Raw genomic sequence first — 17,605 nt, 5'->3', positions numbered from 1 at the left:
ATGTTCGGCAGGACGACAAGGAAACAACGCATCCTCTTCCAAGTGCTCGCGACGATCATCGTCATCCCGTTCGCCTACCCGCTCATAGCGATCGTCGGGATCTCCTTCGATGGCGCTGGAGCGGTCGAAAACTTCACTGCGGTCATCACGAAAACGCCGTTCCTGCGGTTCCTGTTGAACAGCGCGATCATCTCGGCCGGCACGATAGCCATCGTGTTCGTCTTCACGATGACCGCTGCTTACGCCTTTGCCAAGCTGCGATTCCGCGGGCGGACGATTCTTTTCAACGTTCTGCTCGTCGGGCTTGTGCTGCCGGCTATCGCTCTCATCGTGCCGATGTTCTCCATCGTCAACCAACTCGGCCTGTTCAACACCTACCTCGCGGTCATCATCCCCCTCTCGGCAGTGACCATCCCGTTCACCCTGCTGCTTGCCCGCAACTACCTGCTCGGTGTTCCGGACGAGATTCTCGAGGCAGCTCGCATCGACGGCGCCAATACCTTTGTCACACTCTGGCGTGTGGTGCTTCCTCTCGCGAAACCCATCGTCGCCGTTGTGATCGTCTGGACCTTTTTGCAGTCGTGGAACGAGTTCTTCTTGCCCCTTCTCTTCCTGCAGAGTGTCGACATGCAGGCGGTCACCCAGGTGCCCGTGTACTTCACGAGCGAGTACGGCTCAGACGTGCCCAAGATTTTTGCCTCCCTCGTGCTCATCTGCCTGCCGATCGTGATCGCCTACCTTTCGCTGCAGAAATTCTTCGAACGCGGTCTCACAGCTGGAGCAGTTAAATGACAACACCACGTCTCATCTCCGTTGTATCGGACGACGCGGCGCACCTCGAAACGGCGGTGACGCGTGCGGGCGGCCAGCTCGTCGCCGTTGGTGAGCGAACAAGCGGGCTCGTCTGGGCCGGCTCCGATGGTTTGCCCGGGCTCGCGGCAGCGCTCGAAGAAGCGCCGAACGCGGATTGGGTGCAGTTGCCCGCCGCCGGCATCGAGAGCTTCGTTGAGGCGGGTGTCATGCGTCCCGACATCCTCTGGACGGCTGCCCAGGGAGCGTATTCCCGACCCGTCGCCGAACACACACTCGCGCTTGTGCTCTCGTGCCTTCGCGTGTTGCCGGAGCGTGCTCGTGCCACCTCGTGGGCTCCGCAGAAGGGGCGGCCCCTGTACGGCTGCACCGTGCTCATCGTTGGTGGTGGTGGCATCGCCGCTGAGATCGCCCGTTTGCTTCAGCCATTCGGCGTGACAGTCGTGTGTATGCGCCGTCGAGCCGATGAAGCCCTCCCGGGCGCGGACCGTACGGTCGGCGACGATGCTCTCCTCGAGGAGCTGCCGAAGGCGGACATCGTGATCGTCGCGCTCGCACTCAATGCCAGCACCGCGGGAATGTTTTCTGCAGCAGAATTCGCTGCGATGAAGGATGACGCAGTGTTCGTGAACATCGCGCGTGGCGGCCATGTCGAGACCGCAGCACTCCTGGAGGCGCTTCACGCCGGCAGGTTCTTCGGGGTTGCGCTTGATGTAACCGACCCGGAGCCGCTGCCTGACGGCCACCCACTGTGGGATATCGACCGTGTGCTCATCACCCCGCACACCGCCAACACTGCCGCGATGCTTGCACCACTGTTTGCCGATCGAGTGAGTGAGAACGTTGCGCGCTACCTGGCGGGGGAGAAACTGGTCGGAATCGCTGAGCAGTCGCGCGGTTACTAGCTTTTCGCTCAGAGTGTTGGTGTCAGGCAGAGAGCAGCAACTGCAGGCCGAGCGTGATCATCACCGCGGCGATGAACCCGTCGAGGATGCGCCACGCGAGCGGCCTGGCGAACACCCCGCGCAGCAGGCGGGCACCGTAGCCGAGCGCGGCGAACCAGGCGATGCTCGCGGTCACAGCGCCGATACCGAACCACCAGCGCCCGCCGTCGCCATGCCCGCTGGCGACCGAGCCGAGCAGCAGCACGGTGTCGAGATAGACGTGCGGGTTCAGCCAGGTGATCGCCAGCGTGGTGAGAATAACCGGCCAGAGCGCGACCCGAACGCCGCTGGTATCTGTGGCGAGACGGTGAGGGGAGAACGCTCGCCGGGTGGCCAGCAGTCCGTAACCGAAGAGGAACGCGGCGCCCGCCCAGCGCACGATCAGCAGGGCAACGGGCATCCGTTCGACGATGGCGCCGACGCCCGCGATGCCGAGCGCGATGAGCACGGCGTCGCTCAGCGCGCACACCAGCACGATCGGCAACACGTGCTCACGGCGGATGCCCTGCCTCAGCACAAACGCATTCTGCGCACCGATCGCGGCGATCAGCGAGATGCCCATGCCGAAACCGGAGAGCGCATGCAATGCGGGTGCGGCCGTGGTGTCCATAGTCCCGAAACTACGGTCAAGGTAAACGGATGTCCAGCTCATCTTTCTTAGGAAGCATTAGTCTTGCTAATCATGAGTCTGGATCTTGAACATCTGAAGACCTACGTCGCGGTGATCGACAGCGGCACCTTCGAGGCCGCGGCCACCGTTCTGAGAATCACACCGTCTGCGGTCAGCCAGCGCATTAAGGCGCTGGAGACGAGTACCGGCCGCGTGCTGATCCGTCGCACGAAACCTGCCGCACCCACGGATTCTGGTGAGGTTGTTCTGCGCCTCGCCAGGCAGGTGGTGCTGCTCGAAGCAGATGCCGTCGCTGCACTCGGGGTAGGGAGCACCCTCTCCGACGGACGCGGGGCCACCGGCCCCGACACGATCGAACGCACACGCGTGCCCATCGTGGTGAACGCCGATTCGCTCGCCACCTGGATGCTGCCGGCCCTCGCCGAGATGCCCGCACGGTTCGGGGCCTGTTTCGATGTCTACCGGGAAGACGAAGAGCACTCCGTCGAATTGCTGCGCAACGGCACGGCGATGGCTGCCGTCACCGCCAGCGCACAAGCGGTGCAGGGATGCTCAGTCCATCCGCTCGGCCGGATGCGCTACCGGCCGATGGCCAGTGTGGCGTTCGCGGCGACCTGGTTCGGTGACGGGGTCGGCAGCGCTTCTTTCAGCACCGCTTCTTTCAACTCCGACGCATTCGCGCGAGCACCACTGGTCGCGTTCGACCGAAAGGACACGCTGCAGGATCGCTACCTGCGTCGCCGCACGAGGCGGAGACTTGACCCGCCTCGTCACTACATCCCGGCATCCGCTGACTTCGCCGTTGCCGTGCGACTCGGACTTGGCTGGGGGATGCTTCCCGAATTCCAAAGTGCGCCATACGAAGAGGATGGGCAACTGGTGCCGCTCGAACCGGGGGAGTTCATCGATGTGCCGCTCTACTGGCAGCGCTGGAAGCTGGACTCACCGCTGCTTGCGGCGCTTTCCGAGACGGTCGAGCGGGCCGCGGCGCGGTCGTTGCGCACCGGCTGACTGCGCACACGATGTCGTGGCCCGCGGTTTGGAGCCAGGCACGTGATAAACGCGGGCACGCTTCCAAATCGCGGGCCGTGACGCCCCGGGCCCGGTTCGATGCCCCAGCCGACTACGAACGCGAATCTGGCCGCACGTACTCGAAGATCACGCTGGTGTTCGTGCCCGCCACCTCGGGCCGCAGGCTGAGGTTCTCGGCTACCAGGGCGCGCAGCGCGGCGGAATCGGCCACGGCGACGTGCACCAGGAAATCCCGGTCGCCTGAGACGAAGAAGATGCTCTCGACACTGGGCAGGCTCGCGAGGTAGTCGCGGAACTGGCCGAGCTCCGGCCTGGCATGCGAGTGGATGCGCACGGAGATCAGCGCCTGCAGCCCACGCCCCGTCGCGGTCGGGTCGACATCGGCATAGAAGCCGCGAATGATGCCGCGAGTATGTAGAGAACGGATGCGCGCCAGGCAGGTCGACGGCGCGATGCCGACCTCTGCGGCGATGGCGTTGTTGGGCATCCTGGCGTCTCGTTGAAGTCGGGCAAGGATCGCGCGGTCGATGTTGTCGAGATTTCCCACTCGAACTTCGTTCGGCGTGCCGGGCGGAACCGCGCGCGCCGCTGAACTTTTCATTTGAATGCTCCCTCTGCGTCGAATATAGCGCACTTCGATTGCAACTACGGAGAACAATCTTCAGGATGGGATTATCGCCAAGGGGGCCACTCTGCCAGCTCGGCCCGGCCAGTTCTGCTGAAATCAAAGGAGATGTGAGAAGTGGGATCGCACAACGTGACAGGCCGGCCGCCGCGAACGGCTGTCATCGTCGGTGCCGGAATGGTCGGCCTCGCCACGGCGTGGCACCTGCAGGAACGCGGTGTCGACGTCACGGTTCTCGATCGCACCGGCGTCGCCGCAGGATCCTCGTGGGGCAATGCCGGCTGGCTGACACCCGGCATGGCGATGCCACTGTCAGACCCGAGCCTCTGGACCTACGGCCCGAAGGCCATCCTCGACCCGACTGCTCCCCTTCACATCCCGGCACGGCTCGACCCCACGCTCTGGTCCTTCCTCGCCCGGTTCGCCGGCCACGCCACCCACTCCGCCTGGCGCAAAGCGATGGCCGCGCTCACCCCCATCGACCGGGTCGCACTCGCCGCCTTCGATGAACTCGGCGCACATGGAGTCACTGCCACCACCAACGAGGGCCCGTTCATCGTCGGATTCGAGCGCGAGAAGGAAAGCGCCGGTTTCATCCACGAGATCCACGAGGTGGAGCGGGCCGGCCAGGAGGTGCCGCTCGAGCGCCTGGCAAACCCCCGCACGATGGTTCCGCAGCTCTCCGAGAAGGTCTCCACCGTTTTCACGATGGGCGGGCAGCGCTTCATCGAGCCCGGTCCGTACGTTGAAGCGCTCGCCAAGGCTGTCGAGGAGCGCGGCGGAACCATCGTTTCGAAGGCATCCGTCACAGCAGTGAACAAGGCGACACAATCAACGGATGCCGGGGTCACCGTTCATGCCGATGGTCACGACCCCTTCGAAGCAGACGTCGTCGTGCTGGCCACCGGCGCCTGGTTACCGAAGCTGGCTAAATCGCTCGGTGTTCGCACCATGATCCAGGCCGGGCGCGGGTATTCATTCAGCGTGCCGACGGACGAGCCGGCCCGCTACCCCATCTACTTCCCGGCTCGCCGCGTCGCCTGTACGCCATACCAGGGGCGGCTGCGAATCGCGGGGACCATGGAGTTCCGCCGGCCAGACGAGGCACTTCAGCCCCGCAGGATCGACGCGATCCTCGCGTCGGTGCGCGACCTTTTCACGGGCATGGACTTGGACGACCGCCAGGACGAATGGGTCGGCTCCCGCCCGGTCACCCCAGACGGGCTGCCGGTGATCGGCGAAACCCGCACTCCCGGCATCTACGTTGCAGGCGGCCACGGTATGTGGGGCATCGTGCTCGGCCCGGCGACCGGCAAGTTGCTCGCCGAACAGATCGTCACCGGCCGGGTGCCAGACGAGATTCGCCCGTTCAACCCGCTGCGCTGATGCCGGCTTCCCTCGCCGGAACCATCGAAGGGCCGACGGGGACGATCGACCTTGCTGCCGTGCGCCACAACATCGAGGTGCTTCGCCGGCACGCTGGCCCAGCGAACGTCATGGCAGTGGTCAAGGCCGACGGATACGGCCACGGCGCGATTGACGTCGCGCGAGCGAGCGTCGAGGCCGGTGCAACCGAGCTCGGTGTCGCCACGGTTGGCGAGGCGCTCGAGCTTCGCTCGGCGGGCATCAGGGCGCCCGTACTGTGCTGGCTGCATGCACCGGATGCCGTCTTCCGCGACGCCATCGCGGCCGACGTTCGGCTCGGTATCTCCTCAGTCGAACAACTGAGGGCTGCTGTGGGTGCCGCGACCGATACCGGGAGGCGAGCGGAGATCGACCTGAAGCTCGACACCGGCCTGAACCGAAACGGGGCAGCGCTCACCGAATGGCCTGCGCTGATGGCCGAGGCCGTCGACGCCGAAACGGCCGGGAGCATCACCGTGCGCGGGGTGTTCTCTCACCTGGCCTGTGCTGACGAGCCGTCACATCCGTCGTCTGTTGCCCAGCGTGCCGCCTTCGTGGCCGGTCTTGACGCCGCCAGGATGGCGGGTCTGTCACCGCCGGTGAGTCACCTGGCCAACTCCGCCGCGACCCTGACCAGGCCAGACGCCCGGTTCGACCTGGTGCGCGCCGGGATCGCGATCTACGGGCTGTCTCCGGTGCCCGCTTTGGGCACATTCGGCCTCCGGCCGGCGATGACGCTGTCAGCGCCGGTGATCATGGTGAAGCACCTGCGCGCCGGTGACGCGGTCTCCTATGGTCACACCTGGACAGCGAAGCAGGACACAACCGTTGCCCTGCTGCCGATCGGCTACGCAGACGGAGTGCCGCGCGCCCTGTCTGGGCGGATCGAGGTGTTGATCGATGGAGTGCGGTATCCCGCTGTCGGCACCATCTGCATGGACCAGCTCGTCGTGGACCTCGGGCACAACCGGAACGCTGTCGCGGTCGGGAGCGAGGCCGTTCTGTTCGGTGGGCAGGAGCCGGGCCGACCAGAGCAGGCTGCGCCAGGGCCAGCGGCGCCGACGCTCCAGGAGTGGGCAGATCTGCTCGGCACCGTGCACTACGAGCTCGCCACCGGCATCCGTGGTCGAGTTGAGCGGCGGTATATCGGGTAGTTGGCACGATGGCTAATGTCGGTCGTCCATGCCATCGTGAGGCATGCCCATTGAACGTATCCGCCCAGAGGGGCTTGTCCACAGTCCAGCTTTCAGCTATGTCGCCGTCGTGCCGGCCGGTGCAACCACGATCTACGTCGGCGGTCAGAACTCCGTCGCCGCCGACGGCTCACTCGTCGGAGAAGGCGACGTGGCGGCGCAGTCAACGCGCGCGCTGGAGAACGTCAAGATTGCGCTGGCCGCCGCAGGCGCGACGATCGAAGACGTTGTGCAATGGACGGTGCTGTTCGTGGATGGGGTTGACCTTTCGGCGGCGTACGGAGCGATCGCGACTGAACTCGCGTCGGACGAGCCCGCCTTGGTGACGGGGGCGAGAGTGGCCGGACTGGGCGTCGCAGGCGCGCTGGTCGAAATCGCGGCGGTCGCCGCACTCGTTCCGTGATGGCCGGATACGTTGCCCTCCTACGAGGGATCAACGTCGGCTAGCCGTGTTTTGGGCAACGCATGGCGGCTGCGCTATCGGGGCGCGGTCGCCTCGACGATCGCGATGTCTCGCGTCGCCGTCTCCCGGTCGAGTCCGTCGCCCGCGTGTCGAATCATTACCCGCGGTGAGACTCTGGCGCGGAAGCGTACCCGCAGCTCGCGGTACCTGATCATCCAGAACAGAACGACGGCCGCGGCCAGCAGGCCGGAGCCGGCGGCGACACCGAGTGCCCAGCGCGGCCCGAACGCGTCGGCGACCCAGCCGACCAGCGGTGCCCCGAGCGGGGTTCCGCCGGCGAAGATCGCCATGTAGAGCGCCATCACGCGGCCGCGCATCTCTGGAGCGGTGTTCGTCTGCACGTAAGCGTTTGCCGTCGTCATCAGGGTCAGCGATGCCAGCCCGACGAGGGCGAGGGATGCCGCAAAGCTGACAAAGTCTGGCATCAGTGCGGCTGCCGCACAGGCCAGGCCGAACGCGGCTGCGCCCCCGACGATCAGTCGGAGCCTGGCCGTCGGCCGTCTGGCGGATAACAAGGCACCGGCGACGGAGCCGATTGCCATGATCGAACTGAGCAGGCCGAACTCCCCGGCCCCCTTGCCGAATTCGACGGTCGCCATGGTGGATGTGAAGATTGCGAAGTTGAAGCCGAACGTGCCGACCAGGAACACCGTGATCAGCACCACGATGATGTCGGGTCTTCGCCAGACGTATCGGAAGCCGGCCACCAGCTGACCGCGTTCACGAGATGCCCGGGGTTGTTTTCTCAGCTGGCCGACGCGCAGCAGATACATCGCCGCCACCGTCGCGGCGAATGTTGCGGCGTTGATCAAGAACACCCAGCCGGCGCCGACGATGACGGTCAGCAGGCCGGCGACGGCCGGGCCGATCAGCCTGGCACCGTTGAATGACGCCGAGTTCAGCGCAACGGCATTCGACAGCTCGTGTTCCGGAACCAGGTCAGACACGAACGTCTGACGGGCCGGCGCATCGATCGCACCGACCACGCCCAGACCGAATGCGAAGAGATAGACGTGCCAGAGCTCGACCACCCCGGTGACGGTGATGATGCCGAGCCCCAGGGCCAGCAGGCCCATCAGGGTCTGGGTGAGAATGAGCAGCTTGCGCCGGTCGAACCGGTCGGCGATCAGGCCGGACCATGGCATCAGCAGAAGCTGCGGGCCGAACTGCAAGGCCATCACGATGCCGACTGCCGTGGCGTTGTAGTCGGTCAGTTCCGTGAGTACGATCCAGTCCTGGGCGGTGCGTTGCATCCAGGTGCCGATGTTCGACACCATGGCCCCGGCGAACCAGATGCGGTAGTTGACGCTCGACAGCGCTCGGAACATTGCACTCAACTGTCGGAAAGCTCCTTCATGATGATCGTGGCGTCGGCGAGGACGCGCCGCTCGGCAGGAGCGAGCTTTCGCACGCGCTGAGCAAGCCAGGCGTCTCGGCGCTTGCGGGTCTCGCGCATGATGGCGACGCCGTCATCCGTTGGCGTCAGTACGACTTTGCGGCCGTCGTCTGCCGCAGGCGTGCGCGCGACGAAGCCGGTCTCGACGAGGTGATTGACAGTGCGATTCATCGACGGCGGGGTGACACGCTCGTGGTCGCTGAGCTCTGTCAGCGTCATTGGGCCGTTGGCGAAAAGGCTGCCAAGCGCAGAGAACTGACCGGCAGTGAGCTCGTTCTCTGGCTTCTCCTGGCGTAGTCGCCTGGCGAGGCGACCGTTGGCCAGTCGGAAGTCGTGGCTCAGTTCCGCGACGGTTCGACGGTCGACGGATGCGACGGGGCCGGTCGAGGGGTTGGAGTCAGTCATATCTCCTTAGCATAGCAAATTAGCCATGCTAACTATTCCCGGCGACGGTTGTCGGGTGCGCAGGGCAGCCGGCCGATGGGTGCAGTCGCGCGCGCTCGGTGCGAGAATGGGCCTGTGCCCACGTATACGGACGCCACCTACACCGACGACTACGGTGTCGTCATCACGTACTACTCGTGGCCGGTGACTGAGGCGCGGGCGGTGGTACAGATCGCGCACGGAGTCGGCGAACATGCGCTGCGTTACGAACAGCTGGCGGGCGAGCTGAACGCCGCGGGTTACTCCGTCTATGCAGACGACCACCGCGGCCACGGCCAGACCGGTCTGGGGCAGTTCAACGGCGACCACTCGCAACTCGGGCACCTGGGCGAGGGCGGACTGCGGGCGGCCGTCGCCGGCGTGCATCAACTGAGCGGCATCATCCGTTCGGCCAATCCCGGCCTGCCGCTCGTGCTCCTTGGCCACAGCTGGGGGTCGTTCATGGTGCAGATGATCGTGAACAAGCACGCAACCGAATACGACGCCGTTGTGCTGACCGGCACCGCCTACCTCTGGCCCGGCTACCTCGACAGCGGCGACCTCAACCGCAGGCACAAGCACCTCGGCGCGACCGGAGTGGAGTGGCTCAGCCGTGATCCGGCGGTGTCCGCCGCGTTCATCGCCGACCCGCTGTGCACGGCGACACCGTTGGCAAAACTGTTCGGGGTGCGCGAGGCCGCGCGATTGTTCGGCCGGCCCGCTCGCGGACTCCCGTCAGAAATGCCGCTGCTGATGATGGTCGGCGACGACGACAGCGTCGGCGGGGAGCGAAGCGCAGTGAAGCTTGCGGGGGCCTATGCGCAGCGATCTGGCCTCACCGACATCCGTCTCATCGTTTATGCCGGTGCGCGTCACGAAGTGTTCAACGAGACGAACCGCGACGAGGTGGTCACCGATCTGCTGGATTGGCTCGACGAGCGCTTCCCCGCTCGCGCCTGACCCCGCCCGAGTGCGGCGATTAGGCTGGCAGCATGCACGGTGAATACAAGGTTCCTGGTGGAAAGCTCGTTGTTGTCGATCTGGAGGTCGTCGACGGAACGATTCGGGACTTTCACCTTGCGGGTGATTTCTTCCTCGAACCCGACAGCGCTCTGGAACGCATCGACGCCGCAGTGAACGGGCTTTCAGCCACCAGCGATGCCGCCACCATCGCCGCGGCGGTGCGCGGCGCATTGCCAGACGGCGCAGCACTGCTCGGTTTCACCCCCGAGTCGGTCGCCGTCGCCATCCGCCGTTCCCTGGCGAAGGCCAGCAGCTGGCGCGACTACGACTGGGAGATCATCCACGACGGCCCTGTTTCGCCACGCCTCCACCTCGCGCTCGACGAGGTTCTGGCCACCGAGGTCGGCGAGGGGCGGCGCAAACCGACGTTGCGCATCTGGGAGTGGGACGAATCCGCCGTCGTCATCGGCAGCTTCCAGTCGCTGAAGAACGAGGTCGACCCGGAGGGTGCCGCGAAGTACGGCTTCGACGTCGTGCGCCGCATCTCTGGCGGTGGCGCAATGATGATGGAGAAGGGCGCCATCATCACCTATTCGCTCTACGTGCCCACCGATCTCGTGCAGGGCATGAGCTTCGCCGACTCCTATGCTTTCCTCGACTCCTGGGTGATCGAGGCACTCCAGTCACTCGGCATTGACGCCAGCTACCAGCCGCTGAATGACATCACCAGCCCGAAGGGCAAGATCGGCGGCGCAGCACAGAAACGCCTGGGCAGTGGGGCCGTGCTGCACCACGTCACCATGAGCTACGACATGGATGGCGAGATCATGACCCAGGTGCTGCGCATCGGCCGCGAGAAGCTCAGCGACAAGGGCATCGCCAGCTCCGCCAAGCGCGTCGACCCACTCCGTAGCCAGACCGGACTCAGCCGTGAAGCGATCATCGAACGGATGACGAAGACCTTCGTTTCCCTGTATGGCGCGGTTCCCGGGTCGGTCACCGCGGAGGAACTCGCCAAGGCAGAACTTCTGGTGACCGAGAAGTTCGCCACCGAGGCCTGGCTCGCCCGCGTTCCGTAGCGCTGACTACGTCATCCGTATCTCAAACCATTCAGCGCGAGAGCGGGGTCACCGACCGCGGGTGAGCAGGTCCTGGTACTCAGCGTGCTCGTCGATCCACTCGGTGACATACGGGCACTGGGCGACGACCGGGAGGGTTGTCCTGGTGCGAACGTCGTCGAGTGCTCGTTCGATGAGAATGCTGGCCAGTCCCTGGTCCCGGTGCGCCGGGTCGATCTCGGTATGCGTGAAACGCACCTCGCGTCCGGTCTCCACATAATCGGCGAGGCCCACCGGTTCACCGTCCTGCCACAGCGTGTATCGCGCATGGGCAGGTTCGTACCGCACCTGGAGGTTGTCCGTGGTCGCGGTCGTCGATTCGGTGTCTGAGGTGTTCATCCCTTCAGACTATGGCTACTGACAGAATGAAGGAATGCGTCGCGCGTGGTCACAGACCTCTCCCAGCCGAGTTGTCCACGCCGACAACCTCGCCGTTCTGCCCGGCCTGCCAGATGAGTCGTTCACGCTGATCTACCTGGATCCCCCCTTCAACACCGGCCGGATCCAGAAGCGCCAGTCGACGACATCCGTTCGCCGCACCGGCGTCGCAGGCCAGGCCGTCGGCACCATCACCGGCTTCAAAGGCCAGCGTTACGAGCACATCAAGGGCGACCTGCTCGGATACGACGACGAGTTCGACGACTACTGGGGTTTTCTCGAGCCGCGCCTGCTCGAGGCGTGGCGGCTCCTCGCCGACGACGGCACGCTCTACCTGCACCTTGACTACCGCGAGGCGCACTATGCGAAGGTGCTGCTCGACGCGCTGTTCGGCCGCGACTGCTTTCTCAACGAGATCATCTGGGCCTATGACTACGGCGGCAAGTCGAAGAGCCGGTGGCCGACCAAGCACGACACGATCCTGGTCTACGTGAAGAACCCGGCCGGGTACTACTTCGATTCGGCGACCGTCGACCGCGAGCCGTACATGGCGCCCGGTCTGGTGACGCCGGAGAAGGTTCTGAAGGGCAAGCTGCCGACGGATGTCTGGTGGCACACGATCGTGTCACCGACGGGCAAGGAGAAGACCGGCTATCCCACCCAGAAGCCGGCGGGGGTGCTGCGGCGCATCGTGCAGGCGTCCAGCCGCGAGGGGGACTGGGTGCTGGACTTCTTCGCCGGCAGCGGCACGACCGGCCAGGTCGCGGCATCCCTCGGCCGTCGTTTTGTGCTGATCGATGAGAACCAGGAGGCAATCACGGTCATGCAGGCCCGCCTTGCTGCGCTGCCCGACGTCGAGTTCGTCGAAGGCGCCTGGGGTCCCGACACCTGAAAGACTGGTCGGATGAGATTCCGCATTTTCACCGAACCGCAGCAGGGTGCAAGCTATGACGATCTCCTTGCGGTGGCGCAGGCAACGGAAAAACTCGGCTTCGACGCCTTCTTCCGCTCTGACCACTATCTCGTGATGGGTGACCACTTCTCCGGTCTGCCAGGGCCGACGGATGCGTGGACCACCCTTGCCGGGCTGGCCCGCGAAACCGAGCGCATCAAGCTCGGCACCCTTGTCTCCTCCGTCACCTACCGGCCGCCGGGCATCCTGGCCATCCAGGTTGCGCAGGTGGACCAGATGTCGGGAGGGCGAGTGGAGCTCGGGCTCGGCACCGGTTGGTACCAAGAGGAGCATGCGGCGTATGGAATCCCGTTTCCCGACAAACGGTTCGGCATGCTCGAAGAGCAGCTCGAAGTTGTCACCGGGCTGTGGTCGACGCCGATCGGCGAGCGGTTCAGTTTCGAGGGCAGTCACTATGAGCTCGTCGATTCTCCGGCATTGCCGAAGCCGGTGAACGGTTCTATCCCGGTGATCGTCGGCGGTGGAGGCGCGAAGCGCACCCCAGCGCTCGCCGCCCGTTTCGGCACCGAGTTCAATCTGCCGTTTCCTGCGTTCACGGATGTCGCGGGCAAGTTCGCCGGGGTACGGGCGGCCTGTGAGGAGATCGGCAGGGACCCGGGTGAGCTGGTGTATTCCGTCGCCCAGATAGCCGCCGCGGGAGCCGACGAAGCAGAGTTCACCCGCCGTGCTGCGGCAATCGGGCGGGAGCCGGCCGAGCTGCGCGAACATGGCTTGGCCGGCACCGCGTCAGAAGTTGTCGACCGTCTGGGCGCGCTCGCCGACGACGGCGTCGAGTGTGTCTACCTGCAGATTCTCGACCTGTACGATCTCGAGCACCTCGACTTCCTCGCCCGCGAGGTCGTGCCGCAGCTGGATTGATCTCGCTCGTGGCCTTGCGGCCGACATGCTGCGCCTGTTCGAACAGTCAGACTAAGGGTTTGGCGCTCGAGTGGTAACCCAGACGGCCGCGAGTCACGACGATGAGCACGAGAGCCGTGACTGTGAAGCCGATCGTTACCGGCAGGAGACCGTACTCGTTCAGTATCGGAGCGGGGAAGAGCGGTGCCACCACCTTGTTGGCGAAGGTGTTGAATGTCGCGTGCATGAGCATCGTGATGAGCACACTCCCGTTCACGTGATTGAAGACCCACGTCATGATGATCGTGAGGGCAGTGATCATCACGATGAACATGACCATGTTGGGAAGAGTGGGGGGTGTCCACACGCCGCTCCAGAAGAGCGGGAAGTGCCACAGCGCCCAGAGGACGCCCAAGATGACGCTTCCGACCAGTGGGCCTGTCGCTTCCTGCAGTCGGGGGAGCGCGAAGCCTCGCCAACCCGGCTCCTCGCCCAGCGGCCCACCGAGGAGGAACGTCATCAGGAACGCCAGGGGATAAGCGGCCAGCAACGGGGCAATCACCGGATGAAACGAGGCGATGGCCCCAGGTACCACGATGGCGCCCATCAGCACGATGGCCGGAATTCCGAGGAAGACGAACAGGTACCACTGGATTCCCGCCCGCCACCGGACGTACCGTCGCAGCAGACCGACGACGCCGGCCTTGCCCTCTGTGAGTCCCGTCACGATGAACGCCGATGCTGTCGGGGCGAACGTCGCTATCGCGATCGTGATCGCTATCGCGGGCTCAGGAAGCGTGAACGGCAGGATTCCGTTCGCCGAGAGCGCGAGCGGCACCTCGATGAGCCACGCCAGCGCAAACGCGATCACGAAGAAGGAGATCAGCGGATGCCGGGTGAGCGGACCGCGGGAGGTAACGCTCGGCAATCGCTTCGTGTCGTCGACACTGGTCATGATGTTCTCCTTTGCCGAGACGGTCTCACTATTTCAAAATCTTGGCCTTCCTCCACGGTTCATGTCAACGCCGGCCGAATATTGACGCCTCACGGGCGCTGGGTGAGATCCGTCGCGATGGCCCTGATCTGCGACAGGACAGTTTTCACGTTGGCGCGCTCGAGCGTTTCTGGTCGGGCGAGGCAGTCGATGTATCGGCCGAGCCCGGGATGGGAGAGCGGGCGGAGAACCAGTTCCGGGTGGTCGTGGAGGTCGGTCGTGTATCGGGGCATCAGCGCGATGCAGCCGCTCGCGGAGACAACAGCGGCAGCAACGAGAAACTCGTTGATCCGATGCAGGATGCGCGCTTCGCTGCCGCCGATGCCCGCAATCACCGTGATAGCTTGCTCGAGCGGGAATCCCTCGTGCACCGCCACCCATTCTTCGTCGCGGAGATCCGCGGGTTCGATCGAGGCTTTCGCTGCCAGTCGGTGGTCGCGTCGGACGGCGATGTCCAGGGGCTCAAACAAGAGCGGTTCCACACGCACTGACGCCGGCCATGGTGGGCTGCCGACCAGCCGATGCGCGAGGACGAGGTCGTGGTCCGAGGTGAGTGGGGGGAAATTTTCCTGGGCCACGTCGAAATCGCTCAGCCTGACGGGCGGCTGATCTGAACCGCTCAAGGCAGTGATCAGCGGGCCAAAGAGTGCCAAGCCCGCGCTGTGGAAAGCCGCCACTGACACGGTGCCCGACCGGTCGCCCTGAAAGCGTGCCACCGCCTGCCCGGCGCGTTCGAGCGCCACTTCGACGTCGATCGCAGCCACCGCCAGGGCGCGCCCGGCGTCGGTGAGAGCCGTCCGTCGTCCGTCCTTGAACGTCAACGGGGCGGGCGAGTGACGTTGCAGAGCGCTGATCTGCTGCGAGACCGATGACGGTGTGACGTGCATTGCCGCCGCGACGGCGGCAATGCTGCCCCGGTCGCCTAACTCTCTCAACGCGCGAAGCTGACCTAGTTCCATAAGTTCAAACTAATCCATTCATCACAAAACTCCTGTCTTGTCTTACGCGAAGTTGAACCGGACGATGGAGGAGTGACTGTTCTTCTGACCCGGTTCCGTGTCGACCTGCTCCTGCTTCTGGTTGCCGCCTCGTGGGGATCGACGTACCTCGTGGCCAAAGAACTGGTCTCTCCGAGTTCCGTGGTGGCGCTCCTGGCGCTACGCATGCTGCTCGCCGCGGCCATCATGGCGACAATCGTGGCCGCTCGGCGGAACCGTGTGACCGCTGCGGAGCTGCGCGTGGGGGTGATCCTCGGGATATTGCTGGCCGCCGTGTTTGCCTTCGAAACCTTCGGGATAGCCCACACCTCGGCCACGAACGCCGGACTCATCATCAGCCTGACGATCGTGTTCACCCCAATTCTCGATTCCGCGGTGTCAGGTCGGCGGCTGCCCGGCAGGTTCTTCCTCGCCGCCATGATTGCCGTCACCGGGGTCGCACTTCTCGCCGGCAACGGCGCACTCCGTCCACCGACTCTCGGCGACCTGCTCATCCTCGTTGCGGCAATCGTTCGCGCCGTCCACGTCACCTCGATGCACAAGCTCACTACCGACAGACCGATGGACTCGCTTCACCTCACGACGGTGCAACTGGCCACCTGCGCGACACTCTTCTCGGCGACGTCCCTGTTCTACGGCGACTCGATGCCGCACTTCCTTGCGCAGCTCGACCCCGCACGTGGAATGCTCTTCCTCTACCTCGTACTCGCCTGCACAGTCTTCGCCTTCTTTGTACAAACCTGGGCGGTCCGGCGCACATCGCCATCCAGAGTCAGCCTCCTCCTCGGAACCGAGCCCATCTGGGCCGCAATCATCGGAATCGCGATCGCCCACGACAGCGTGGCCCTTGCCGGATACTGCGGTATCGCCCTCATCCTCGCCGGAACAGCGTGGGGCCGCTCCGTCGAGCAAAACCACCGCCTCGCCGCCCACCCACAGCTCAAAGTGATTCCCATAGAACAGAAGTAGCTCGAGAAAGGAACGACCGCGGGCTCGTACATGTTGCGTCACATGGGAACGGCTACCGAGATTGGCTATCGCTCAGGTCAAAACCCATTTGAACTCGGCGGCCGTACTTGAGTCCCCGCTGCTGCTCGGCGTTCAACAGATCTCGGAGGAAGTCGGTGTCGGGAGCACACTCGACAAAACCACAACTTGCATAAAAGGGAGCGTTCCACGGAACGTCCGCGTAGGTTCGGAGCGTGATGCGGTTGCATCCTCGTCGCCCCGACTCGCCCTTGACCGCTTCCACGAGTCCACGTCCATGTCCACGGCGCGTCATTGACGGACTCACAGACAGCTGCTCTAAATGATCGCCACCAGGGATTCCGAGGACGTGGGCGAACCCGACGGGCTCCGAACCTGGCTTGTCACTCGCTACGAGGATGAAGCCAGGCTGTTGCGATCGCTCGATACCAGGAGGCGCCGGCCTCCATCCGGATATCGAAAAGATGGAGGCGAAGAGCTCGTCCGCTTCATCCTCGATCTCCTGGAGCAGGACCAGATCCTCGTCCGTCGCGCGACGGACGGATGTTTTCACCATGACTCCGAGGATAGTTTGCCTCAGCGCCCCGTTAACCGGACCTCAACCGGGCAGATGATTGACGAGGATGGGGCCGTTCTTCCGGCTAGATCTCATGGTCGGCTTCCCGGTCGGCGACGCGGGAATCGGTCAGCTTGAGCGCGACCCGCCAGTTCCGAGCTCCTTGGGCGAGCGGCCGCGCGTGTGCCCGCATGCCAAGAAGCGCACGCTACTGATTTAGTAGTGATATGACCTCACGACTTGGCTCCGTAATCTGGCCTGTGGTGCACGACGAACGTCGGGCGCTGATTCAGGACCTGGAGTTGTTGCAACCGCAGCAGTGGCTGACGCGCTCACTTTGTCCCGATTGGGACGTTCACGAGGTCCTGGCCCACCTTGTCGATACCGCGAAGTCGACACGGCTGGGTTTCGTCCGCAGCATGGTCGCTGCGGGCTTCGACTTCGACCGGGACAACGCCGCAGGGGTCGCACGGGAGCGCGCGGAAGATCCCCATCACACTCTGGCTGAGTTTCGCGCCGTGCTCACGCGGACGACCAGCCCGCCGGCGCCTCTCGCTACTCGGCTGGTGGAAGCGTTCGTCCATGGAGAGGATATTCGCCGTCCTGTCGGGATAAGCCGCGACTACCCGGCCGGTCACATAGCCACAGCACTGCGGTACCAGCTGAAGACGACTGTCAAGATGGGTGGTGGTAAGGAACGCGCTGAGGGGTGGAGACTGGTTGCCTCCGACCTGGCCTTCGAGCACGGTACGGGCCAAGAGGTCTGCGGCTCCGCCATCGTCCTGCTACTCGCCGTGTCAGGACGGCCCGTGGCTGCGCACGAACTCACTGGCTCGGGGGCCGCTGCCTTCGCGCAGCATTCTCACTTGTGACAGGAGAA

The 17,605-nt window shown here is 64.7% G+C and carries 20 protein-coding genes; 12 read left to right on the top strand and 8 right to left on the bottom strand.

The window, feature by feature from the left end; genetic code table 11:
- On the top strand, window positions 1–792 hold the full coding sequence (locus K323_RS0102050) for a carbohydrate ABC transporter permease (protein ID WP_026851116.1): 792 nt from the start codon (window positions 1–3) through the stop codon (window positions 790–792).
- Window positions 789–1,715: a D-isomer specific 2-hydroxyacid dehydrogenase family protein gene (locus K323_RS0102045; RefSeq protein WP_022883626.1), complete on the top strand. Its 927-nt coding sequence runs from the start codon at window positions 789–791 to the stop codon at window positions 1,713–1,715. Before K323_RS0102050 ends, K323_RS0102045 begins: the two co-directional genes overlap by 4 nt.
- A gap of 22 nt (window positions 1,716–1,737) precedes the next feature.
- On the opposite strand, the gene K323_RS0102040 is transcribed toward K323_RS0102045, so the two are convergent.
- A complete protein-coding gene (locus K323_RS0102040; protein WP_022883625.1) occupies window positions 1,738–2,364 on the bottom strand; it encodes a LysE/ArgO family amino acid transporter in 627 nt (208 codons plus the stop codon).
- A gap of 72 nt (window positions 2,365–2,436) precedes the next feature.
- On the opposite strand from K323_RS0102040, the gene K323_RS0102035 reads away from it, so the two are divergent.
- On the top strand, window positions 2,437–3,396 hold the full coding sequence (locus K323_RS0102035) for a LysR family transcriptional regulator ArgP (protein ID WP_022883624.1): 960 nt from the start codon (window positions 2,437–2,439) through the stop codon (window positions 3,394–3,396).
- Between the two features lie 112 nt (window positions 3,397–3,508).
- Here K323_RS0102035 and K323_RS0102030 read toward each other — a convergent pair whose 3' ends face one another.
- Window positions 3,509–4,018 carry an Lrp/AsnC family transcriptional regulator gene (locus tag K323_RS0102030; protein WP_022883623.1) on the bottom strand — a complete coding sequence of 170 codons (510 nt, stop codon included), beginning with the start codon at window positions 4,016–4,018 and terminating at the stop codon, window positions 3,509–3,511.
- A gap of 141 nt (window positions 4,019–4,159) precedes the next feature.
- Here K323_RS0102030 and K323_RS0102025 point away from each other — a divergent pair, with 141 nt between their 5' ends.
- The 3 genes from K323_RS0102025 to K323_RS0102015 are packed head-to-tail and all read left to right on the top strand — an operon-like array spanning window position 4,160 to window position 7,042.
- Window positions 4,160–5,428, top strand: coding sequence for an NAD(P)/FAD-dependent oxidoreductase (locus tag K323_RS0102025; protein ID WP_022883622.1), 1,269 nt, complete (start codon window positions 4,160–4,162; stop codon window positions 5,426–5,428).
- On the top strand, window positions 5,428–6,600 hold the full coding sequence (gene alr / locus K323_RS0102020) for an alanine racemase (protein ID WP_022883621.1): 1,173 nt from the start codon (window positions 5,428–5,430) through the stop codon (window positions 6,598–6,600). The genes K323_RS0102025 and alr overlap by 1 nt, the downstream gene beginning before the upstream one ends.
- 43 nt (window positions 6,601–6,643) lie before the next feature.
- The gene (locus K323_RS0102015; protein WP_022883620.1) at window positions 6,644–7,042 is read left to right on the top strand and encodes a RidA family protein; all 399 of its coding nucleotides are present in this window, start codon (window positions 6,644–6,646) and stop codon (window positions 7,040–7,042) included.
- A gap of 74 nt (window positions 7,043–7,116) precedes the next feature.
- On the opposite strand, the gene K323_RS0102010 is transcribed toward K323_RS0102015, so the two are convergent.
- Window positions 7,117–8,439, bottom strand: a complete 1,323-nt coding sequence (locus K323_RS0102010; protein ID WP_026851112.1) for an MFS transporter — start codon at window positions 8,437–8,439, stop codon at window positions 7,117–7,119.
- Window positions 8,436–8,903 (bottom strand): MarR family winged helix-turn-helix transcriptional regulator, encoded by a 468-nt coding sequence (locus K323_RS0102005; protein WP_022883618.1) that lies wholly within the window; start codon window positions 8,901–8,903, stop codon window positions 8,436–8,438. Before K323_RS0102005 ends, K323_RS0102010 begins: the two co-directional genes overlap by 4 nt.
- Window positions 8,904–9,017: 114 nt before the next feature.
- Between K323_RS0102005 and K323_RS0102000 the strand changes: the two genes are divergently transcribed.
- Window positions 9,018–9,881, top strand: coding sequence for an alpha/beta fold hydrolase (locus K323_RS0102000; protein WP_022883617.1), 864 nt, complete (start codon window positions 9,018–9,020; stop codon window positions 9,879–9,881).
- 32 nt (window positions 9,882–9,913) lie between these two features.
- Window positions 9,914–10,963, top strand: a complete 1,050-nt coding sequence (gene lplAB, locus K323_RS0101995; protein ID WP_022883616.1) for a lipoate-protein ligase LplAB — start codon at window positions 9,914–9,916, stop codon at window positions 10,961–10,963.
- Between the two features lie 48 nt (window positions 10,964–11,011).
- Here the strand turns inward: lplAB and K323_RS0101990 are convergent, their stop codons facing one another.
- Window positions 11,012–11,341, bottom strand: coding sequence for a GNAT family N-acetyltransferase (locus K323_RS0101990; protein WP_022883615.1), 330 nt, complete (start codon window positions 11,339–11,341; stop codon window positions 11,012–11,014).
- A gap of 34 nt (window positions 11,342–11,375) precedes the next feature.
- Between K323_RS0101990 and K323_RS0101985 the strand changes: the two genes are divergently transcribed.
- Window positions 11,376–12,272: a DNA-methyltransferase gene (locus K323_RS0101985; protein ID WP_022883614.1), complete on the top strand. Its 897-nt coding sequence runs from the start codon at window positions 11,376–11,378 to the stop codon at window positions 12,270–12,272.
- Window positions 12,273–12,284: 12 nt separating this feature from the next.
- On the top strand, window positions 12,285–13,211 hold the full coding sequence (locus tag K323_RS0101980) for an LLM class F420-dependent oxidoreductase (RefSeq protein ID WP_022883613.1): 927 nt from the start codon (window positions 12,285–12,287) through the stop codon (window positions 13,209–13,211).
- A 46-nt stretch (window positions 13,212–13,257) separates the two neighbouring features.
- Here the strand turns inward: K323_RS0101980 and K323_RS23775 are convergent, their stop codons facing one another.
- Together K323_RS23775 and K323_RS0101970 are read right to left on the bottom strand one after the other, a co-directional pair.
- Window positions 13,258–14,145 carry a CPBP family intramembrane glutamic endopeptidase gene (locus K323_RS23775; protein WP_022883612.1) on the bottom strand — a complete coding sequence of 296 codons (888 nt, stop codon included), beginning with the start codon at window positions 14,143–14,145 and terminating at the stop codon, window positions 13,258–13,260.
- A gap of 89 nt (window positions 14,146–14,234) precedes the next feature.
- Window positions 14,235–15,143: a LysR family transcriptional regulator gene (locus K323_RS0101970; RefSeq protein ID WP_022883611.1), complete on the bottom strand. Its 909-nt coding sequence runs from the start codon at window positions 15,141–15,143 to the stop codon at window positions 14,235–14,237.
- Window positions 15,144–15,215: 72 nt separating this feature from the next.
- Between K323_RS0101970 and K323_RS23770 the strand changes: the two genes are divergently transcribed.
- Window positions 15,216–16,151, top strand: a complete 936-nt coding sequence (locus tag K323_RS23770; RefSeq protein WP_022883610.1) for a DMT family transporter — start codon at window positions 15,216–15,218, stop codon at window positions 16,149–16,151.
- A gap of 52 nt (window positions 16,152–16,203) precedes the next feature.
- On the opposite strand, the gene K323_RS0101960 is transcribed toward K323_RS23770, so the two are convergent.
- Window positions 16,204–16,725 (bottom strand): GNAT family N-acetyltransferase, encoded by a 522-nt coding sequence (locus K323_RS0101960; RefSeq protein WP_022883609.1) that lies wholly within the window; start codon window positions 16,723–16,725, stop codon window positions 16,204–16,206.
- Between the two features lie 227 nt (window positions 16,726–16,952).
- On the opposite strand from K323_RS0101960, the gene K323_RS0101950 reads away from it, so the two are divergent.
- Entirely contained in the window at window positions 16,953–17,597 is a 645-nt protein-coding gene (locus K323_RS0101950; RefSeq protein WP_022883607.1) for a maleylpyruvate isomerase family mycothiol-dependent enzyme, read from the top strand.
- The last annotated feature ends 8 nt before the right edge of the window (window positions 17,598–17,605 follow it).

Source organism: Glaciibacter superstes DSM 21135 (assembly GCF_000421145.1).
In the GTDB taxonomy this organism is placed as follows: Bacteria; Actinomycetota; Actinomycetes; order Actinomycetales; family Microbacteriaceae; genus Cryobacterium; species Cryobacterium superstes.
This window is presented reverse-complemented; position numbering and strand designations above follow the sequence as displayed.